Consider the following 16833-nt stretch of genomic DNA (forward strand, 5'->3'; position numbering starts at 1 on the left):
GCATTACAGACCGGTCGGGGGAGCGACTGAACGCGAGACGGCTGTGGATAACTGAGGGGTGGCTCGCAGGGCCAGCGGAGCGCAGTGGCGGCCAAATTGGTGGCCCGGCAAAGGGCCGCGTCAGCGCGCCGGTGAGGGTCTCGGGCCAGCAAACATAGGAGGCCGTTTCGGCGGCCATCGTGATCGGTCGCAGATCGTGCAGAGCCCAACGGGATTCAGGAATTGCAGGCTGACCTGCAGGTTCGTGGGTGCCCCCGGCAGGATTCGAACCTGCGGCCTTCTGCTCCGGAGGCAGACGCTCTATCCCCTGAGCTACGGGGGCGCATGATGAGACTGCGCCATTCGGGCGTCGCTAGCGTAGCGCATCCACGAGGGGAAACGGATTCGGGTCGGGAAGGCCCCAGACCATAGGATGGTCCCTCGTGACCCCCGCCGATCTGGCCGAGCTGCTCCGCAGCACCGCTGCCGCGGTGCTCGACGCGCACGGCCTAGACTCCTCCGCGCTGCCGGCCACCGTGACCGTGGAGCGCCCGCGCAATCCCGAGCACGGCGACTACGCCACCAACCTGGCTCTGCAGCTCGGCAAGAAGGTCGGCGCCAACCCCCGCGAGCTGGCCGACTGGCTGGCCGCCGCGCTGGCCGAGCAGGCCGGCATCGCGGCGGCCGAGACCGCCGGGCCCGGGTTCGTCAATCTGCGCATCGAGGCCTCGGCGCAGAACGTCCTGGTCGGCGACGTCATCGCCGCCGGTACGGGCTACGGCACGTCCGCCGAGCTGAGCGGGCGCAAGGTCAACCTGGAGTTCGTCTCGGCCAATCCGACCGGTCCCATCCACATCGGCGGCACCCGGTGGGCGGCGGTCGGCGACGCGCTGGGCCGGCTGCTCAGCACGCAGGGCGCCGAGGTGGTACGGGAGTACTACTTCAACGACCACGGCGCGCAGATCGACCGGTTCACGAATTCGTTGATCGCCGCCGCGAAGGGCGAACCGGCACCCGAGGACGGCTACGCCGGCTCCTACATCGGCGACATCGCCGCGCAGGTGCTCGCCAAGGAACCCGACGCGCTGAGTCTTCCCGCCGAGCAGATGCGGGAGACCTTCCGCGCGATCGGCGTGAACCTGATGTTCGACCACATCAAGGCTTCGCTGCACGAGTTCGGCACCGACTTCGACGTCTACACCCACGAAGACTCGATGCACACCTCCGGCCGGGTGGATCAGGCCATCGCGAAGCTGCGGGAGAACGGCTCCATCTACGAAGCCGACGGCGCGGTGTGGCTGCGCACCACCGACTACGGCGACGACAAGGACCGCGTGGTCATCAAGAGCGACGGCCAGCCGGCCTACATCGCCGGTGACCTCGCCTACTTCCTGGACAAGCGCCAGCGCGGCTTCGATCTGTGCATCTACATGCTCGGCGCCGACCACCACGGCTACATCGCGCGGCTCAAGGCCGCCGCGGCGGCGCTCGGCGACGATCCCGACACCGTCGAGGTGCTCATCGGCCAGATGGTCAACCTCGTCCGTGACGGCCAGCCCGTCCGGATGAGCAAGCGGGCCGGCACCGTGATCACCCTCGACGACCTGGTCGAGGCGATCGGCGTCGACGCCGCTCGTTATGCCCTGATCCGCAGTTCGGTCGACACCCCGATCGACATCGACCTCGCGCTGTGGTCGTCGGCATCAGCCGAAAACCCGGTCTACTACGTGCAATACGCGCACGCCCGGCTCTGCGCGCTGGCCCGCAACGCCGCCGAGCTGGGCATCGCGCCCGACACCGCGCACCTCGACCTGCTGACCCACGACAAGGAAGGCACGCTGATCCGAAACATCGGCGAGTTCCCGCGGGTGCTCGCCACCGCCGCGGCCTTGCGTGAACCGCACCGGGTGTCGCGCTATCTCGAGGATCTCGCAGGCGACTATCACCGCTTCTACGACTCCTGCCGTGTCCTTCCGCAGGGCGACGAGGAGCCCGGTGAGCTGCATGCGGCGCGGCTGGCATTGTGCACGGCCACCCGCCAGGTCATCGCCAACGGACTGGGCATCCTCGGCGTCAGCGCCCCGGAGCGGATGTGATCGCACATCCCGCCGGCCCCCGCCACGCCGAAGAGGCGTACCACGCCGGCGCCCCCGATCGCCCGCAGACCGCTGCGGAGGTGGCCGCCCTCGCCCCGAATGTGTGGCCCCGCAACGCCCTTCGCCGTGACGACGGTGTCGTGACGATCGCCGGTGTGCCGGTGTCCGACATCGCCGCCCAGTACGGCACCCCGGTGTTCGTCATCGACGAGGACGACTTCCGCACCCGCTGCCGGCAGATCTCGGCGGCGTTCGGCGGCGGCGATCACGTGCGGTACGCGGCCAAGGCGTTCCTGTGCACCGAGGTGGCGCAGTGGATCGCGGAGGAGGGCCTGTCCCTCGACGTGGCCAGTGGCGGCGAGCTGGCGGTGGCACTGCACTCGGGTTTCCCCGCGGAGCGAATCGCCCTGCACGGCAACAACAAATCGGTCGACGAGCTCACCGCCGCGGTGAAGGCGGGCATCGAGCACGTCGTGGTCGACTCGATGACCGAGATCGAGCGGTTGGACACGATCGCGCGTGAGGCCGGCGTCGTGCAGGACGTGCTGATCCGTGTCACGGTCGGGGTGGAGGCGCACACCCACGAGTTCATCTCGACCGCGCACGAGGATCAGAAGTTCGGGCTGTCACTGGCCAGTGGCGCGGCAATGGCGGCGGTACGCAAGGTGTTCGAGGCCGACCACCTGCGCCTGGTCGGGTTGCACAGCCACATCGGCTCCCAGATCTTCGACGTCGCCGGCTTCGAACTGGCCGCGCACCGCGTGATCGGACTACTGCGCGACGTCGTCGCCGAGTTCGGTGTCGACAAGACCGCCCAGATGTCGATCGTCGACCTCGGCGGCGGTCTGGGTATCTCGTATCTGCCCTCCGACGACCCGCCGCCGATGGAGGACCTCGCGGCCAAGATCGGGTCCATCGTCGAGCAGGAGTCGGCCGCCGTGGGTCTGCCCGCGCCCAAGCTGGTGGTCGAACCGGGGCGCGCCATCGCCGGCCCTGGCACCATCACCCTGTACGAGGTGGGCACCGTCAAGGACGTGGCCGTCGCCGCGGACCGCCAGCGCCGCTACGTCAGCGTGGACGGCGGGATGAGCGACAACATCAGGACCTCGCTGTACGGGGCCGAGTACGACGTCCGGCTGCTCTCCCGCGCCGGTGACGCCGCCCCGGCGCTGTGCCGGGTCGTCGGCAAGCACTGTGAAAGCGGCGACATCGTGGTGCGCGACGCATGGCTGCCCGACGACGTGCGCCCAGGCGACCTGCTCGGCGTCGCCGCCACAGGCGCATACTGCTATTCGATGTCGAGCCGGTACAACCTGATCGGCCGGCCGGCCGTGGTGGCCGTGCGCGACGGGCGAACCCGCCTGATCCTGCGCCGGGAGACGGTCGACGATCTGTTGAGTCTGGAAGTGAGGTGACGCGGTGAGCGACGACAAGGACCGCGAAATCGGTGTGGCCGTGCTCGGGCTGGGCAACGTCGGCAGCGAGGTGGTGCGCATCATCGAGCAGAGCGCAGCCGACCTGACCGCGCGTATCGGGGCGCCACTGGCGCTGCGCGGCATCGGGGTCCGCCGGGTCGCCGACGATCGCGGCGTGCCGGTGGAGCTGCTCACCGACGACATCGACGAGCTCGTCTCCCGCGACGACGTCGACATCGTGGTCGAACTGATGGGGCCCGTCGAGCCGGCGCGCAAGGCGATCCTGGCCGCGCTGGAGCGGGGCAAGTCGGTGGTCACCGCGAACAAGGCGCTGATGGCCGTGTCGGCAGGCGAGCTGGCGCAGGCCGCCGAGCACGCCCACGTGGACCTCTACTTCGAGGCCGCGGTGGCCGGCGCGATCCCGGTCATCCGGCCACTGACCCAGTCGCTGGCCGGCGACACGGTGCTGCGGGTGGCCGGCATCGTCAACGGCACCACGAACTACATCCTCTCCGAGATGGACAGCACAGGCGCCGATTACGGCAGCGCCCTGGCCGATGCCAGCGCGCTGGGCTACGCCGAGGCGGACCCGACCGCCGACGTCGAGGGCTACGACGCTGCCGCCAAGGCGGCCATCCTGGCCTCGATCGCGTTCCACACCCGGGTCACCGCCGACGACGTCTACCGCGAGGGCATCACGAAGGTGACGTCGGCCGACTTCGCGTCGGCGCGCGCGCTGGGCTGCACCATCAAGCTGTTGGCCATCTGCGAGCGGCTCACCAACGACGAAGGGCAGCAGCGGGTTTCGGCACGGGTGTACCCGGCCCTGGTGCCGTTGGACCATCCGCTGGCGTCGGTCAACGGCGCCTTCAACGCCGTCGTGGTGGAAGCCGAGGCGGCCGGCCGACTGATGTTCTACGGCCAGGGCGCCGGGGGAGCGCCCACCGCGTCGGCCGTGCTGGGCGATCTGGTGATGGCCGCCCGCAACCGCGTTCAGGGCGGCCGGGGACCCCGAGAGTCCAAGTACGCGAAGCTGCCCGTCGCGCCCATCGGCTTCATCCCGACCCGCTACTACGTCAACATGAACGTGACCGACCGCCCCGGCGTGCTGTCAGCCGTCGCGGCGGAGTTCTCCAAGCACGAGGTGAGCATCGCCGAGGTGCGCCAGGAGGGCATGGTCGACGAGGGTGGCCAGCGTTGCGGCGCGCGCATCGTCGTGGTGACCCACCAGGCCACCGACGCCGCACTGTCGGAAACCGTTGCGGCACTGGCTGATCTGGAGGTCGTGTCGAGCATCAACAGCGTCCTGCGGATGGAAGGGACCACCGAGTGAGCACCACACGTGCCGTGCACCAGCCCTGGCCGGGCCTGATCGAGGCCTACCGCGAGCGGCTGCCCATCGACGACGCCTGGACCCCGATCACCCTTCGCGAGGGCGGCACTCCGCTGCTGCCGGCGCCGCGATTGAGTGAATACACCGGGTGCACCGTGCATCTGAAGGTCGAGGGCCTCAACCCCACCGGGTCGTTCAAGGACCGGGGGATGACGATGGCGGTCACCGAGGCGGTGGCGCGCGGTCAGCAGGCGGTGTTGTGTGCGTCGACGGGCAACACGTCGGCCTCGGCCGCGGCGTACGCCGCGCGTGCGGGCATCACCTGTGCGGTGCTGGTGCCGCAGGGCAAGATCGCGATGGGCAAGCTCGCCCAGGCGGTCATGCACGGCGCCAAGATCATCCAGATCGACGGGAACTTCGACGACTGCCTGGAATTGGCGCGCAAGCTGACCTCCGACTTCCCCACGGTGTCACTGGTCAACTCCGTCAACCCGTTCCGGATCGAAGGCCAGAAGACCGCCGCGTTCGAGATCGTCGACGCACTCGGTGACGCGCCGGACGTGCACGCGCTGCCGGTCGGTAACGCCGGCAACATCACCGCGTACTGGAAGGGCTACACCGAGTACCACCGCGACGGCTTGGCCGGCCGGCTGCCGCGGATGCTCGGCACCCAGGCCGCCGGCGCCGCCCCGCTGGTCCTCGGTGAGCCGGTCAGCGACCCGGAGACCATCGCCACCGCGATCCGCATCGGCTCGCCCGCGTCGTGGACCCAGGCGGTCGAAGCTCAGCAGCAGTCCGACGGGCGCTTCCTGGCGGCCACCGACGAGGAGATCCTCGCCGCCTACCACCTCGTCGCCCGCGCCGAGGGCGTCTTCGTCGAGCCCGCGTCGGCGGCGAGCATCGCCGGCCTACTGAAGTCGATCGAAGACGGTTGGGTCGCCAGGGGTTCCACGGTGGTGTGCACCGTCACCGGAAACGGTCTGAAGGATCCTGACACCGCGCTCAAGGGCATGCCCGCCGTCATCCCGGTGCCCGTCGACCCGGTCGCCGTGGTGGCGAAGCTCGGTCTGGTCTAGAGGCGTCGCCCGTGACTCGCACTCTGCCTCCTGGGCTGACGGCCACCGCGGTGGTCGCGGCGTCCAGTGCCAACCTCGGCCCCGGTTTCGACAGCATGGGCCTGGCGGTCAGCCTGTACGACGAGATCGTCGTCGAGACAACCAGTTCCGGCCTGATCGTCGAGGTCCGCGGGGAGGGTGAAGGTCAGGTGCCGCTGGACCGCACCCACCTCGTCGTGCGCGCCATCGAGCGGGGCCTGCAGGAGACCTCGGTGTCCGCCGCCGGGCTGATCGTCCGCTGCACCAACGCCATTCCGCACTCCCGCGGCCTCGGATCGTCGGCGGCTGCGGTGGTCGGTGGTCTCGCGGCGGCCAATGGTCTTGCCGCACAGGCAGGTTCAGTTCCGATGAGCGTCGAGGCGTTGGTGCAGGTCTCCTCGGAGTTCGAAGGGCACCCCGACAATGCGTCGGCCGCCGTACTGGGCGGGGCGGTGGTCTCGTGGACGCAGAACACCGCAGGCACGCCACGCTATGCGGCCGCCCCGATCCGGTTGCATCCCGACATCACTCTGTTCACCGCGATCCCCGCAGTGCGGTCCTCGACGGCCGAAACCCGGATCCTGCTGCCGGAACAGGTCAGCCACGTCGATGCCCGCTTCAACGTGAGCCGCGCGGCCCTGCTCGTGGTCGCCCTGACCGAACGGCCCGACCTGCTGATGGCGGCCACCGAGGACCTGCTGCACCAGCCGCAGCGCGCGCCGGCCATGCCGGCCTCGGCGGAATACCTCGCGGTGCTGCGGCGTTGTGGAGTGGCGGCAGTGCTGTCAGGCGCCGGGCCCGCAGTACTGGCACTGAGCACCCGCACCGAACTGCCGGGCGAAGCCCTGGAGTCCGGCCGGAAGCTCGGGTTCTCGGTCGCGAGGACACCCGTCGGACAGGGCGTGAAGTGGTCGTCCGGGGTGGCCGTCCGGCCCTGACCATCGTTCACCCGGTCAGTCACACACGCAACAGGCGGATCACGGTGTTTCTTGCTTCCGGCCCAGATGCGGGTTATCCTCGCTCTCGTCCAGCAATCGCAGCGTCTCTACCTGCGCCGACTGCGGAGACCTCAGGACGACCCATTCTTTCAGGTGCTCAATTTGTGGACTGACGGTTGCGCCGTATCCCGGCGAACCCCGGCGATCACCGTTGCAGTGGCAATGGCGTGACCTCAGCGTTCAGCGGATCGACTGGACGCACAGAACCCTCGAATGACGAAGTTCAGCGGGGGAAGAAAGGAAATCCGTGACTGATACGGACCTCATCACGGCTGGCGGCGGCTCCGACAGCGATGCGATGCCCACCGCCGTGGCCACAGACACCCCGGCCGCGCCCGCCGCGGCCCCAGCGCGCCGCGGCGCGCTGACCAGCCTCGTACTGCCTGAACTGCGTGCGATGGCCAAGGAGATCGGCATCGAGGGCGCGTCCGGGATGCGCAAGAGCGAGCTGATCGCGGCGATCCGCGAACGGCGCGGCGAGAAGAACAGCGGCGCTCCGGCCGCCGAGGCCGCTCCGAGCCAGCCGGCTCCGGCGGCCGACCGTGCCGTCGAGCAGGCGCCGGCCGCCGCCCCGCCGCGTCGCGAGCGACGCTCCGCCTCCCGCGAGCAGGGCGGTCCCGATTCTCCCGACCAGCCCAAGGGCCGCGACGATGCCCGCCCGGAGGCCGCCGAACCGGCGGCCGACTCCGCGGTGCGCAAGACCGACCAGGGTCGCGGCCAGGGTCGCCAGGACAATCAGGGTCGCCAAGACAACCAGGGTCGCCAGGACAACCAGGGTCGCCAGGACCAGTCCGAGAAGACCGAAAGGCCCGCCCGCAGCCAGAACGACGGCGGCGGCCGCGGTCAGGACAATCAGCGCAGCGGCGGTCAGAACGACAACCAGCGCGCTCAGAACGACAACCAGCGCGGCGGCGGTCAGAACGACAACCAGCGCGGCGGCGGGCAGAACGACAACGACGACGACGGTGGCGACCGGCAGGGTCGTCGCGGCCGCCGGTTCCGTGATCGCCGGCGCCGTGAGCGCGGCGGTGAAGGCGGCGGCGGGAACGACCGCGACACCGAGCTGCGCGAGGACGACGTCGTTCAGCCGGTGGCCGGCATCCTCGACGTGCTCGACAACTACGCGTTCGTCCGTACCTCCGGGTACCTGGCGGGGCCGAACGACGTGTACGTGTCGATGAACATGGTGCGCAAGAACGGTCTGCGCCGCGGCGACGCGGTGACCGGTGCGGTGCGCGTCCCCAAGGACGGCGATGGCGGGGGACAGAACGCCCGGCAGAAGTTCAACCCGCTGGTGCGGCTCGACTCGGTCAACGGCAAGCCGGTGGACGAAGCCCGGAAGCGGCCCGAGTTCCAGAAGCTCACTCCGCTGTACCCGAACACGCGTCTGCGCCTGGAGACCACTCCCGACAAGCTGACCACCCGCGTGATCGACCTGATCATGCCGATCGGCAAGGGCCAGCGAGCCCTGATCGTGTCGCCGCCCAAGGCCGGTAAGACCACGATCATGCAGGACATCGCCAACGCGATCACCCGCAACAATCCCGAATGCCACCTGATGGTCGTGCTCGTCGACGAGCGACCAGAAGAGGTCACCGACATGCAGCGCTCGGTGAAGGGTGAGGTCATCGCCTCGACCTTCGACCGGCCGCCGTCAGACCACACGCAGGCCGCCGAGCTGGCCATCGAACGGGCCAAGCGCTTGGTCGAGGACGGCAAGGACGTCGTCGTGCTTTTGGACTCGATCACCCGCCTGGGTCGCGCCTACAACAACGCCTCCCCGGCGTCGGGCCGTATCCTCTCCGGCGGTGTCGACTCGACCGCGCTGTACCCGCCGAAGCGATTCCTCGGCGCGGCACGCAACATCGAGGAGGGTGGCTCGCTGACGATCATCGCCACGGCCATGGTCGAGACGGGCTCCACGGGCGACACGGTCATCTTCGAGGAGTTCAAAGGCACGGGTAACGCCGAGCTCAAGCTGGACCGAAAGATCTCCGAGCGCCGGGTGTTCCCCGCGGTCGACGTCAACCCGTCGGGCACCCGCAAGGACGAGCTGCTGCTCTCCAGCGACGAGTTCGCCGTCGTGCACAAGCTGCGTCGGGTGCTGTCGGGGCTGGATCCGCATCAGGCCATCGACCTGCTGATGAGTCAGCTGCGCAAGACCAAGAACAACTACGAGTTCCTGGTTCAGGTGTCGAAGAACACCCCCGGCGGCAACGACCACGACTGACGTCATCGGTAGGGGTCGCTGATCTCACGCAACGAGATCAGCGCGTCCCGCAGCGCCTCGAAGGACTGCGGGCCGAGATGTTCGCGCCACTGGTGTTCCACCCGCGCGACTTCCTCGGCGGCCGTCCGGCAGAGGTCGGCGCCCTTGTCGCTGAGCGTCACTAGCCGCGCCCTCGCGTCACTCGGATCGGGCCGGCGGATGACGTAGCCGCCCCGTTCGAGCTGGTCGACCAGCGAGCCGGCGGTCTGCTTGGTCACCCGCGCCTCCTCGGCGAGGTCGGTGAGCCTGGACCCGCCGGGGCTCAGCCTCTGGAGCAGCCGCGACTGCGCGACGGTCACGTCGGTGACGCCCGATCGCTCCAGCGCGGCCATCACCCGGCTCTCGGCATCGCGATGGGCGATGAACATCAACACCGCGGTCCCGGGCTGCTCTGTCATACCCGTTGACTTTAGTACGAGGACCTGACTAAATTAGTCAGTAATCCTGACTATCGGAGGGCGCATGGACGAGCAGACCGTCTGGCGGCACATCGGAACGCAGCGCCGTGAACTCGCCGACCTCATCGAAGCCGTCGACGCCGGCGCCCCGGACGTGTGGGACACCCCGTCGCTGTGCGACGGCTGGACGGTGCGCGACGTGGCGGCGCACCTCACCCATGGCACCCTTCCGTTGCCCCGGATGCTGTTCGAGGCCGCGCGCAGCGGCTTCCGGTTCAACGCCGTGGTCGATCGCATGGCTCGCGCCGACCGCAGCACTCCCGCCGAGATCGCGTCGACCTTGCGTACCGTCGCCGACTCGCGGCGCCACCCGCCGGGCACTTCAGCGGTCGAACCGCTGATCGACGTGCTGGTGCACGGGCAGGACCTGTGCGTCCCGCTGGGTATCGACCGCCCGATGCCCACCGACGCGGCGGTCACCGCCGCACAGCGGGCGTGGGACATGGGCTTCCCGTTCCGGGCCCGCCAACGCTGCGCGGGTCGGCGACTGGTGGCTACGGATGCCGACTTCGCGGTCGGGGAGGGGCGGGAGGTGGCCGCGCCGATCCGCGATCTGCTCCTGCTGCTCACCGGCAGGCAGGCCACAATCGCCTCGGCGGCCGAATAGGTCAGTTCGCCGGTTCGGTCCGCAGCCCGGCGACGATGTAGCGGCGTGCGTGCCGAAGGACGGAGGCGTGGTCGTCGAGGTCGCACTGCTCACCCGGCACGGTCGCGAGGCTCATCATGATGCGAGCGATCCACTCGGCCGCTTCGGCGCAGTCGGTGTCCGGATGGATCTCCGCGCTGTCGACGGCCGCCTGCACGTAGGGCACCCAGAAAGCGGCGATCTCCGGGATGAGCCCCCGCACGCCCAGTCCCACACACGCGGTGAAGGCTTCCGGCTCCTCCTGCCGGAGCTTGAGCACCAGCGCCCCGGGCGTCTCGGACTCCCGGCGCGCCAGCGCAACGCCCACGGCGATTCGCTGGTCGAGTCCGGTGACCGCGTCCAGACGGGTGCGCGATTCGGTCCAGAAGGCTTCGTTGAGACGCACGATGGCGGCGCCGAGCAGCTCTGACTTGTCCGGGAAGTGCCGATAGAGCCAGCCGCGGCTGACGCCGGCCACCTCGGCGACCTCCGAGACGGTCGTCGCGCGGATTCCCTTCGCGGTCAGGCACTGTTCTGCCGCGTCGATCAGTCGGTCCCGAACGGACCGCGGGCCGGGTCCGCCGGCCGGGGCGGCCGCGGAATCGGTCGCTGATTCTCTCCCGGTGTCCACGCTCACCGCCTTATCTTCGCAGATGACGGGTTCGTCTTCGGTGATGTACGCTGCGCGCGGTCGATCCAGAAGACATATCGCAAAATCTGTTCACAAGGGGGTCGGGTGGCCGAGACGGTGCAGCAGCTGCTCCGGACACGCAGAAGCGACGACGGTGTGGCCGTCACCTACGACGGGCAGAGCTGGACCTGGCGCGAGCACCTCGGCGAGGCGGAGGCACAGGCGGCCGCGCTGATCGCGATCGCCGATCCCGACCGCCCCCTGCACGTCGGCGTGCTGTTGGGCAACACCCCCGACATGCTCACCGCGATGGCGGCCGCCGGTCTCGGCGGCTATGTGGTGTGCGGCATCAACGACACCCGCCGAGGAGAGGCGCTCCTCCGGGATGTCCGCCGGGCCGACTGTCAGATCCTTCTCACCGACGACGCCCATGTCGGGCTGCTGGACGGTCTTGACCTCGGCGGGGTGCGGCTCCTCGTGGTGGGCGGCGGTGAGTGGAAGGAACTCCTGACCCGAGCCGGCCCGCTGACGCCGCATCGCGAGGTCAGCGCCACCGACACCTTCATGCTGATCTTCACGTCCGGCACCAGCGGCGATCCGAAGGCCGTCAAGATGATGCACGCGATGGTGCTGCTTGCCGGGGCGGCGCTGGCGGGCCGCTACGACCTCACTCCCGCCGATGTCTGCTACCTGTCCATGCCGCTGTTCCACAGCAACGCGGTGCTCGCCGGCTGGTCGGTGGCGCTGAATTCCGGTGCGGCGATGGCGCCCGCGCACTTCAGCGCCTCACGCTTCCTCGACGACGTCCGCCGCTACGGCGTCACCTACATGAACTACGTCGGCAAGCCGCTGGCCTACATCCTCGCCGGCCCCGAGCGGCCTGACGACCACGACAACCCGCTGCGGGTCGCCTTCGGCAACGAGGCCGGTGACCGGGACATCGCTGAGTTCGCGCGCCGCTTCGGATGCGAGGTGTGGGACGGCTTCGGGTCCACCGAGAACGCGGTCACCGTGACCCGCGAGGACGGCTGCCCGCCCGGCTCGATCGGCAAGGGCTTCCCGGGCGTGGCGATCTACGACTCGGAGACGCTGACCGAATGCGCCGTCGCCGAATTCGACGAACACGGCGCGCTGGTCAACGGCGACGCCGCCATCGGGGAACTGGTCAACACGCAGGGCGCTGGCATGTTCGCCGGCTACTACAACGATCGGGACGCCACCGACGAGAGGATGCGGCACGGCATGTTCTGGTCCGGCGACCTGGCCTACCGGGACGCGGACGGCTGGATCTACCTGGCCGGCCGGACCGACGACTGGATGCGGGTGGACGGCGAGAACATGACCGCCGCGCCGATCGAACGCATCCTGATCCGCCAGCCCGCGATCAACCAGGTCGCCGTCTACCCGGTGCCCGACGAGCACGTCGGAGACCAGGTGATGGCCGCACTCGTGCTGGGCGTAGGTGCCACGCTGACGCCCGAGGAGTTCGGCGCGTTCCTCGCCGCGCAGCCGGATCTGTCACCGAAGGCGTGGCCGCGCCATGTGTGGATCGCCGATGCACTCCCCAGCACCGCCACCAACAAGGTGCTCAAGCGCGAACTGGTCGCGTTGGGCATCGAATCCGCGGGCAGGCGGCTCTGGCGCCGCGACGGCCGCACCTACTCGGGGGTCGGCGAGCGGGAATAGGGGCCGCCGGGTGCGTGTTTAGGCTGTTGGCGGTTGACCTGGCATAATGGACCGCCGACACCTCGGTTCCGGTTCACGCCGCAGCATCCCGGCACGGGAGGGCGACCCGGATCCCACGATCGAAGAGGAAACCATGAAATCAGGCATTCACCCTGACTATGTCGAGACCACCGTGCTGTGCGGCTGTGGTGCCAGCTTCACCACCCGCAGCACGAAGAAGAGCGGCAACATCACCGTCGAGGTCTGCTCGCAGTGCCACCCGTTCTACACCGGCAAGCAGAAGATCCTCGACAGCGGCGGCCGCGTCGCGCGCTTCGAGAAGCGCTACGGCAAGCGGACCAAAGCTTCCGAGGGCAACTAGCTGACCGATCGGCGCCCGCTCTGCGCTGCTTGCGCAGGCCGGGCGCCGTTTCGTGGGTAGGGTTCGACGTCGCGAGGCCAAGGAGGCGAGATGAGCGACACCGCATCGGCGATCGACGCCATCGTCGCCGAGCATGCCGAGCTGGAACTGCGCCTGTCCGAACCCGAACTGCATGCCGATCCGGCCGCCGCCCGCAAGGTCGGCCGCCGGTTCGCCCAGATTTCGCCGATCGTGGCCACCTACCGCAAGCTCGAGACCGCGCGCGGTGATCTCGAGGCGGCACGCGAACTCGCCGCCGACGACGCTTCGTTCGCCGCAGAGGTCGACGAATTGACCGCGACGGTGGAGCGGCTCGAGACGGCGCTGACCGATCTGCTGGCGCCACGTGACCCGCATGACGCCGATGACATCGTGCTCGAGGTGAAGTCCGGCGAGGGCGGCGAGGAGTCCGCGTTGTTCGCGGCCGACCTCGCCCGCATGTACACCCGGTACGCCGAACGGCACGGCTGGACTGTGACCGTGCTCGACGAGACCGGGTCCGACCTCGGCGGATACAAGGACGCGACGCTCTCCATCCGCAGCAAGGGCGATTCCGCCGACGGGGTGTGGTCGCGGCTGAAGTTCGAAGGCGGGGTGCACCGCGTCCAGCGAGTGCCGGTCACCGAGTCCCAGGGGCGCGTCCACACGTCCGCGGCGGGCGTACTGGTGTATCCCGAGCCCGAGGAAGTCGAACAGGTGCAGATCGACGAGTCCGATCTGCGCATCGACGTCTACCGGTCCTCGGGCAAGGGCGGTCAGGGCGTGAACACCACCGACTCCGCCGTGCGCATCACGCATCTGCCCACCGGCATCGTCGTCACCTGCCAGAACGAACGCTCGCAGCTGCAGAACAAGGCGCGGGCGATGCAGGTCCTCGCGGCCCGGCTGCAGTCGCTGGCCGAGGAGCAGGCCCAGGCCGACGCGTCGGCCGACCGCGCGAGCCAGATCCGCACCGTGGACCGCAGCGAACGCATCCGGACGTACAACTTCCCGGAGAACCGGATCGCCGACCACCGGATCAACTTCAAGGCCCACAACCTCGACCAGGTCCTCGACGGGGACCTGGATCCCTTGTTCGACGCGCTGGCCGCGGCCGACCGGCAGGCCCGGCTGCAGAGCGCGTCGTGAGCGTCGCCGACAGGCCCGTGACGATGCGTCAGCTGATCGACGCCGCCGCGGACCAGTTGGCCGCCGCGGGAGTCGGGTCGCCGCGCGTCGACGCCGAACTGCTCGCCGCCCACGTGGCGGGGACCGACCGCGGCCGGCTCGCCTTCACCGTCCCCGAGGACGGCTTCGCCGAACGCTTCGGCCGGGTGGTCGCCCGGCGCGCCGAGCGCGTGCCGCTGCAGCACCTCACGGGTACCGCGGCCTTCGGTCCGGTCGACCTGCACGTCGGCCCGGGAGTGTTCATCCCGCGACCAGAGACCGAAGCGCTGCTCGAGTGGGCGCTGGCCCAGCCCCTGCCGCCCCAAGCGGTGATCGTCGACCTGTGCACGGGCTCGGGCGCGCTGGCGGTCGCGCTGGCGGCCGGGTGCCCCGCCGCTCGGGTGATCGGTGTCGACGACTCCGCCGAGGCCCTGACCTACGCACGCCGCAACGCCGCCGGTACGGCGGTGGAACTGGTGCGCGCCGACGCCACCGCGGCCGACCTTCTCGCCGACCTCGACGGCGCCGTCGACCTGCTGGTCGCCAACCCGCCCTACATTCCCACCGATGCTGCGCTGGAACCTGAAGTGGCACAGCATGATCCGGCGCACGCATTGTACGGCGGCCCGGACGGGATGGCGGTGATCGACCGGATCGTCGACGTCGCCGCCCGGTTGCTGCGACCAGGCGGGCTCTGTGCCGTGGAGCACGACGACACCACATCGCAGCGCACCGTCGACGCGTTCGCCGGCACCGGACACTTCGCCGGCGTCACGGCGCGACGCGACCTCACCGGGCGGCCCCGCTTCGCGACCGCCGTGCGGAGCGAGTGAGAGGCTGGCAGACGTGAGCGAACAGTTCGATTGCGCCATGCCCGGCGAGCGCGAAACGGGCATCGCGTCGGCGATCAGCGCACTCAAGGGCGGCCGCCTGGTCGTGATGCCCACCGACACCGTCTACGGCATCGGCGCCGACGCGTTCGACAACGAAGCCGTCGCCGCGCTGCTCGCGGCCAAAGGCCGCGGTCGGGACATGCCGGTGCCCGTGCTGGTGGGGTCCTGGGACACCATCGGCGGCCTGGTGTACTCGGTGCCGCAGAGCGCCCGGGAGCTGATCCGCGCGTTCTGGCCCGGCGCCCTCAGCCTCGTCGTGCGGCAGGCCCCGTCGCTGCAGTGGGACCTCGGCGACGCGAACGGCACCGTCATGTTGCGCATGCCGCTGCATCCCGTGGCGATCGAACTGCTGCGCGAGGTGGGCCCGTTGGCCGTGTCGAGCGCCAACATCTCCGGCCGGCCCGCGGCGATCACCGTCGCGCAGGCCCGCGAGCAACTCGGCGACCTGGTCGAGGTCTACCTCGACGGCGGTCCCGCCGAGCAGCAGGCCGCGTCGACGATCGTCGACCTCACCGGCACGCATCCCCGGGTGCTGCGGCAGGGACCGGTGACCGTGGACGCCATCGCCGGTGTGCTGGGCGTCGAGGCCACGAGCCTGACCGCCACGACGGACTGACCGTGTCGTCGACACTGCTGGCACTCACCGACCGAGGGGCGGGCGTACCGCTGCGGGAACTGGCGCTCGTCGGCCTGACCGCGGCGATCATCACCTACCTCGCCACCGGGTGGGTGCGGGTGCTGGCGACCCGCTGGGGTGCGGTGGCCTACCCGCGGGAACGCGATGTCCACCTGCAACCGACACCGCGCATGGGCGGGCTCGCGATGTACGTGGGCGTCGTGTTCGCGGTGCTGCTCGCCTCCCAGCTGCCGGCGTTGACGCGCGGTTTCGTCTACTCCTCGGGGCTCCCGGCGGTCGTCGTCGCCGGCGGGCTGATCATGGTGGTCGGTCTCATCGACGACCGCTGGGGGCTCGACGCACTGACCAAATTCGCCGGCCAGATCACCGCAGCCAGCGTGATGGTCACGATGGGCGTGGCGTGGAGCGTGCTCTACATCCCGATCGGCGGAGTCGGCACCATCGTGCTCGACCAGGTCGCGTCGATCCTGCTGACGCTTGCGCTGACCGTGGCGATCGTGAATGCGATGAACTTCGTGGACGGGCTGGACGGGCTGGCGGCCGGCCTGGGGCTCATCACCGCGTCCGCGATCTGCATCTTCTCGGTCGGGCTGCTGCGCGACCACGGCGGCGACGTGCTGTTCTATCCACCCGCGGTGATCTCCGTGGTACTCGCCGGCGCGTGTCTGGGGTTCCTACCGCACAACTTCCACAAGGCCCGCATCTTCATGGGCGACTCCGGGTCGATGCTGATCGGCCTCATGCTGGCGGCCGCATCGACCACCGCCGCCGGACCGATCTCGCAGACCGCCTATGGCGCGCGCGACGTGTTCGCGCTGCTGTCACCGTTCCTGCTCGTGGTCGCGGTGATGTTCGTGCCGGCCCTCGACATGCTGCTCGCGATCATCCGCCGCACCCGCGCGGGGCTGAGCCCGTTCAGCCCGGACAAGATGCACCTGCACCACCGATTGCTCGAGATCGGGCACTCTCATCGCCGCGTCGTGCTGCTCATCTACCTGTGGGTCGGCATCGTGGCCCTCGGCGCCGCGAGCACCATCTTCTTCGATCCCCGGCACACCGGGGCGGTGATGGCAGGGGCGATCGTGATCGCCGTCGTGGTCACGCTGATTCCGTTGCGCAGACGTCGGGACGACCCTGTCGACGACGCGACGGACGAGGTGTACGACAAATAGT

The 16833-nt window shown here is 69.6% G+C and carries 15 protein-coding genes and 1 tRNA gene; 13 read left to right on the forward strand and 3 right to left on the reverse strand.

What is annotated here, in order from left to right; all coding sequences use genetic code 11:
- Positions 1 to 249 precede the first annotated feature (249 nt).
- Positions 250 to 322 (reverse strand) — tRNA-Arg (locus tag G6N45_RS12350).
- Between the two features lie 100 nt (positions 323 to 422).
- On the opposite strand from G6N45_RS12350, the gene argS reads away from it, so the two are divergent.
- From argS to rho, 6 genes are all read left to right on the forward strand, one after another.
- The gene (gene argS, locus G6N45_RS12355) at positions 423 to 2075 is read left to right on the forward strand and encodes an arginine--tRNA ligase (protein WP_163722599.1); all 1653 of its coding nucleotides are present in this window, start codon (positions 423 to 425) and stop codon (positions 2073 to 2075) included.
- Entirely contained in the window at positions 2072 to 3490 is a 1419-nt protein-coding gene (gene lysA / locus G6N45_RS12360) for a diaminopimelate decarboxylase (protein WP_163722600.1), read from the forward strand. Before argS ends, lysA begins: the two co-directional genes overlap by 4 nt.
- A gap of 4 nt (positions 3491 to 3494) precedes the next feature.
- Positions 3495 to 4823: a homoserine dehydrogenase gene (locus G6N45_RS12365; protein WP_163722601.1), complete on the forward strand. Its 1329-nt coding sequence runs from the start codon at positions 3495 to 3497 to the stop codon at positions 4821 to 4823.
- Positions 4820 to 5899 carry a threonine synthase gene (gene thrC / locus G6N45_RS12370; RefSeq protein WP_163722602.1) on the forward strand — a complete coding sequence of 360 codons (1080 nt, stop codon included), beginning with the start codon at positions 4820 to 4822 and terminating at the stop codon, positions 5897 to 5899. Before G6N45_RS12365 ends, thrC begins: the two co-directional genes overlap by 4 nt.
- 11 nt (positions 5900 to 5910) lie before the next feature.
- The gene (gene thrB, locus G6N45_RS12375) at positions 5911 to 6855 is read left to right on the forward strand and encodes a homoserine kinase (protein WP_163722603.1); all 945 of its coding nucleotides are present in this window, start codon (positions 5911 to 5913) and stop codon (positions 6853 to 6855) included.
- A 307-nt stretch (positions 6856 to 7162) separates the two neighbouring features.
- A complete protein-coding gene (gene rho, locus G6N45_RS12380) occupies positions 7163 to 9145 on the forward strand; it encodes a transcription termination factor Rho (RefSeq protein WP_179965314.1) in 1983 nt (660 codons plus the stop codon).
- Between the two features lie 2 nt (positions 9146 to 9147).
- Here rho and G6N45_RS12385 read toward each other — a convergent pair whose 3' ends face one another.
- Positions 9148 to 9582, reverse strand: a complete 435-nt coding sequence (locus G6N45_RS12385) for a MarR family winged helix-turn-helix transcriptional regulator (protein ID WP_163722604.1) — start codon at positions 9580 to 9582, stop codon at positions 9148 to 9150.
- A 64-nt stretch (positions 9583 to 9646) separates the two neighbouring features.
- Between G6N45_RS12385 and G6N45_RS12390 the strand changes: the two genes are divergently transcribed.
- Positions 9647 to 10249, forward strand: coding sequence for a maleylpyruvate isomerase family mycothiol-dependent enzyme (locus G6N45_RS12390; RefSeq protein ID WP_163722605.1), 603 nt, complete (start codon positions 9647 to 9649; stop codon positions 10247 to 10249).
- A gap of 1 nt (position 10250) precedes the next feature.
- Here G6N45_RS12390 and G6N45_RS12395 read toward each other — a convergent pair whose 3' ends face one another.
- A complete protein-coding gene (locus G6N45_RS12395; protein ID WP_407664337.1) occupies positions 10251 to 10898 on the reverse strand; it encodes a TetR/AcrR family transcriptional regulator in 648 nt (215 codons plus the stop codon).
- 105 nt (positions 10899 to 11003) lie between these two features.
- On the opposite strand from G6N45_RS12395, the gene fadD1 reads away from it, so the two are divergent.
- The 6 genes from fadD1 (at position 11004) to G6N45_RS12425 (ending at position 16832) form a co-directional block, all read left to right on the forward strand.
- Positions 11004 to 12584: a fatty-acid--CoA ligase FadD1 gene (gene fadD1 / locus G6N45_RS12400; protein WP_163722606.1), complete on the forward strand. Its 1581-nt coding sequence runs from the start codon at positions 11004 to 11006 to the stop codon at positions 12582 to 12584.
- A 133-nt stretch (positions 12585 to 12717) separates the two neighbouring features.
- The gene (gene rpmE, locus G6N45_RS12405) at positions 12718 to 12945 is read left to right on the forward strand and encodes a 50S ribosomal protein L31 (RefSeq protein ID WP_163722607.1); all 228 of its coding nucleotides are present in this window, start codon (positions 12718 to 12720) and stop codon (positions 12943 to 12945) included.
- A gap of 90 nt (positions 12946 to 13035) precedes the next feature.
- Positions 13036 to 14112 carry a peptide chain release factor 1 gene (prfA, locus tag G6N45_RS12410; RefSeq protein ID WP_057148121.1) on the forward strand — a complete coding sequence of 359 codons (1077 nt, stop codon included), beginning with the start codon at positions 13036 to 13038 and terminating at the stop codon, positions 14110 to 14112.
- A gap of 23 nt (positions 14113 to 14135) precedes the next feature.
- Positions 14136 to 14963 (forward strand): peptide chain release factor N(5)-glutamine methyltransferase, encoded by an 828-nt coding sequence (prmC, locus tag G6N45_RS12415; protein WP_179965366.1) that lies wholly within the window; start codon positions 14136 to 14138, stop codon positions 14961 to 14963.
- Positions 14964 to 14976: 13 nt separating this feature from the next.
- Positions 14977 to 15639, forward strand: coding sequence for an L-threonylcarbamoyladenylate synthase (locus G6N45_RS12420; RefSeq protein ID WP_163722609.1), 663 nt, complete (start codon positions 14977 to 14979; stop codon positions 15637 to 15639).
- A 2-nt stretch (positions 15640 to 15641) separates the two neighbouring features.
- Positions 15642 to 16832 carry a glycosyltransferase family 4 protein gene (locus tag G6N45_RS12425; RefSeq protein ID WP_407664322.1) on the forward strand — a complete coding sequence of 397 codons (1191 nt, stop codon included), beginning with the start codon at positions 15642 to 15644 and terminating at the stop codon, positions 16830 to 16832.
- Position 16833: the final 1 nt, after the last annotated feature.

It is taken from the genome of Mycolicibacterium psychrotolerans, assembly GCF_010729305.1.
GTDB lineage: Bacteria > Actinomycetota > Actinomycetes > Mycobacteriales > Mycobacteriaceae > Mycobacterium > Mycobacterium psychrotolerans.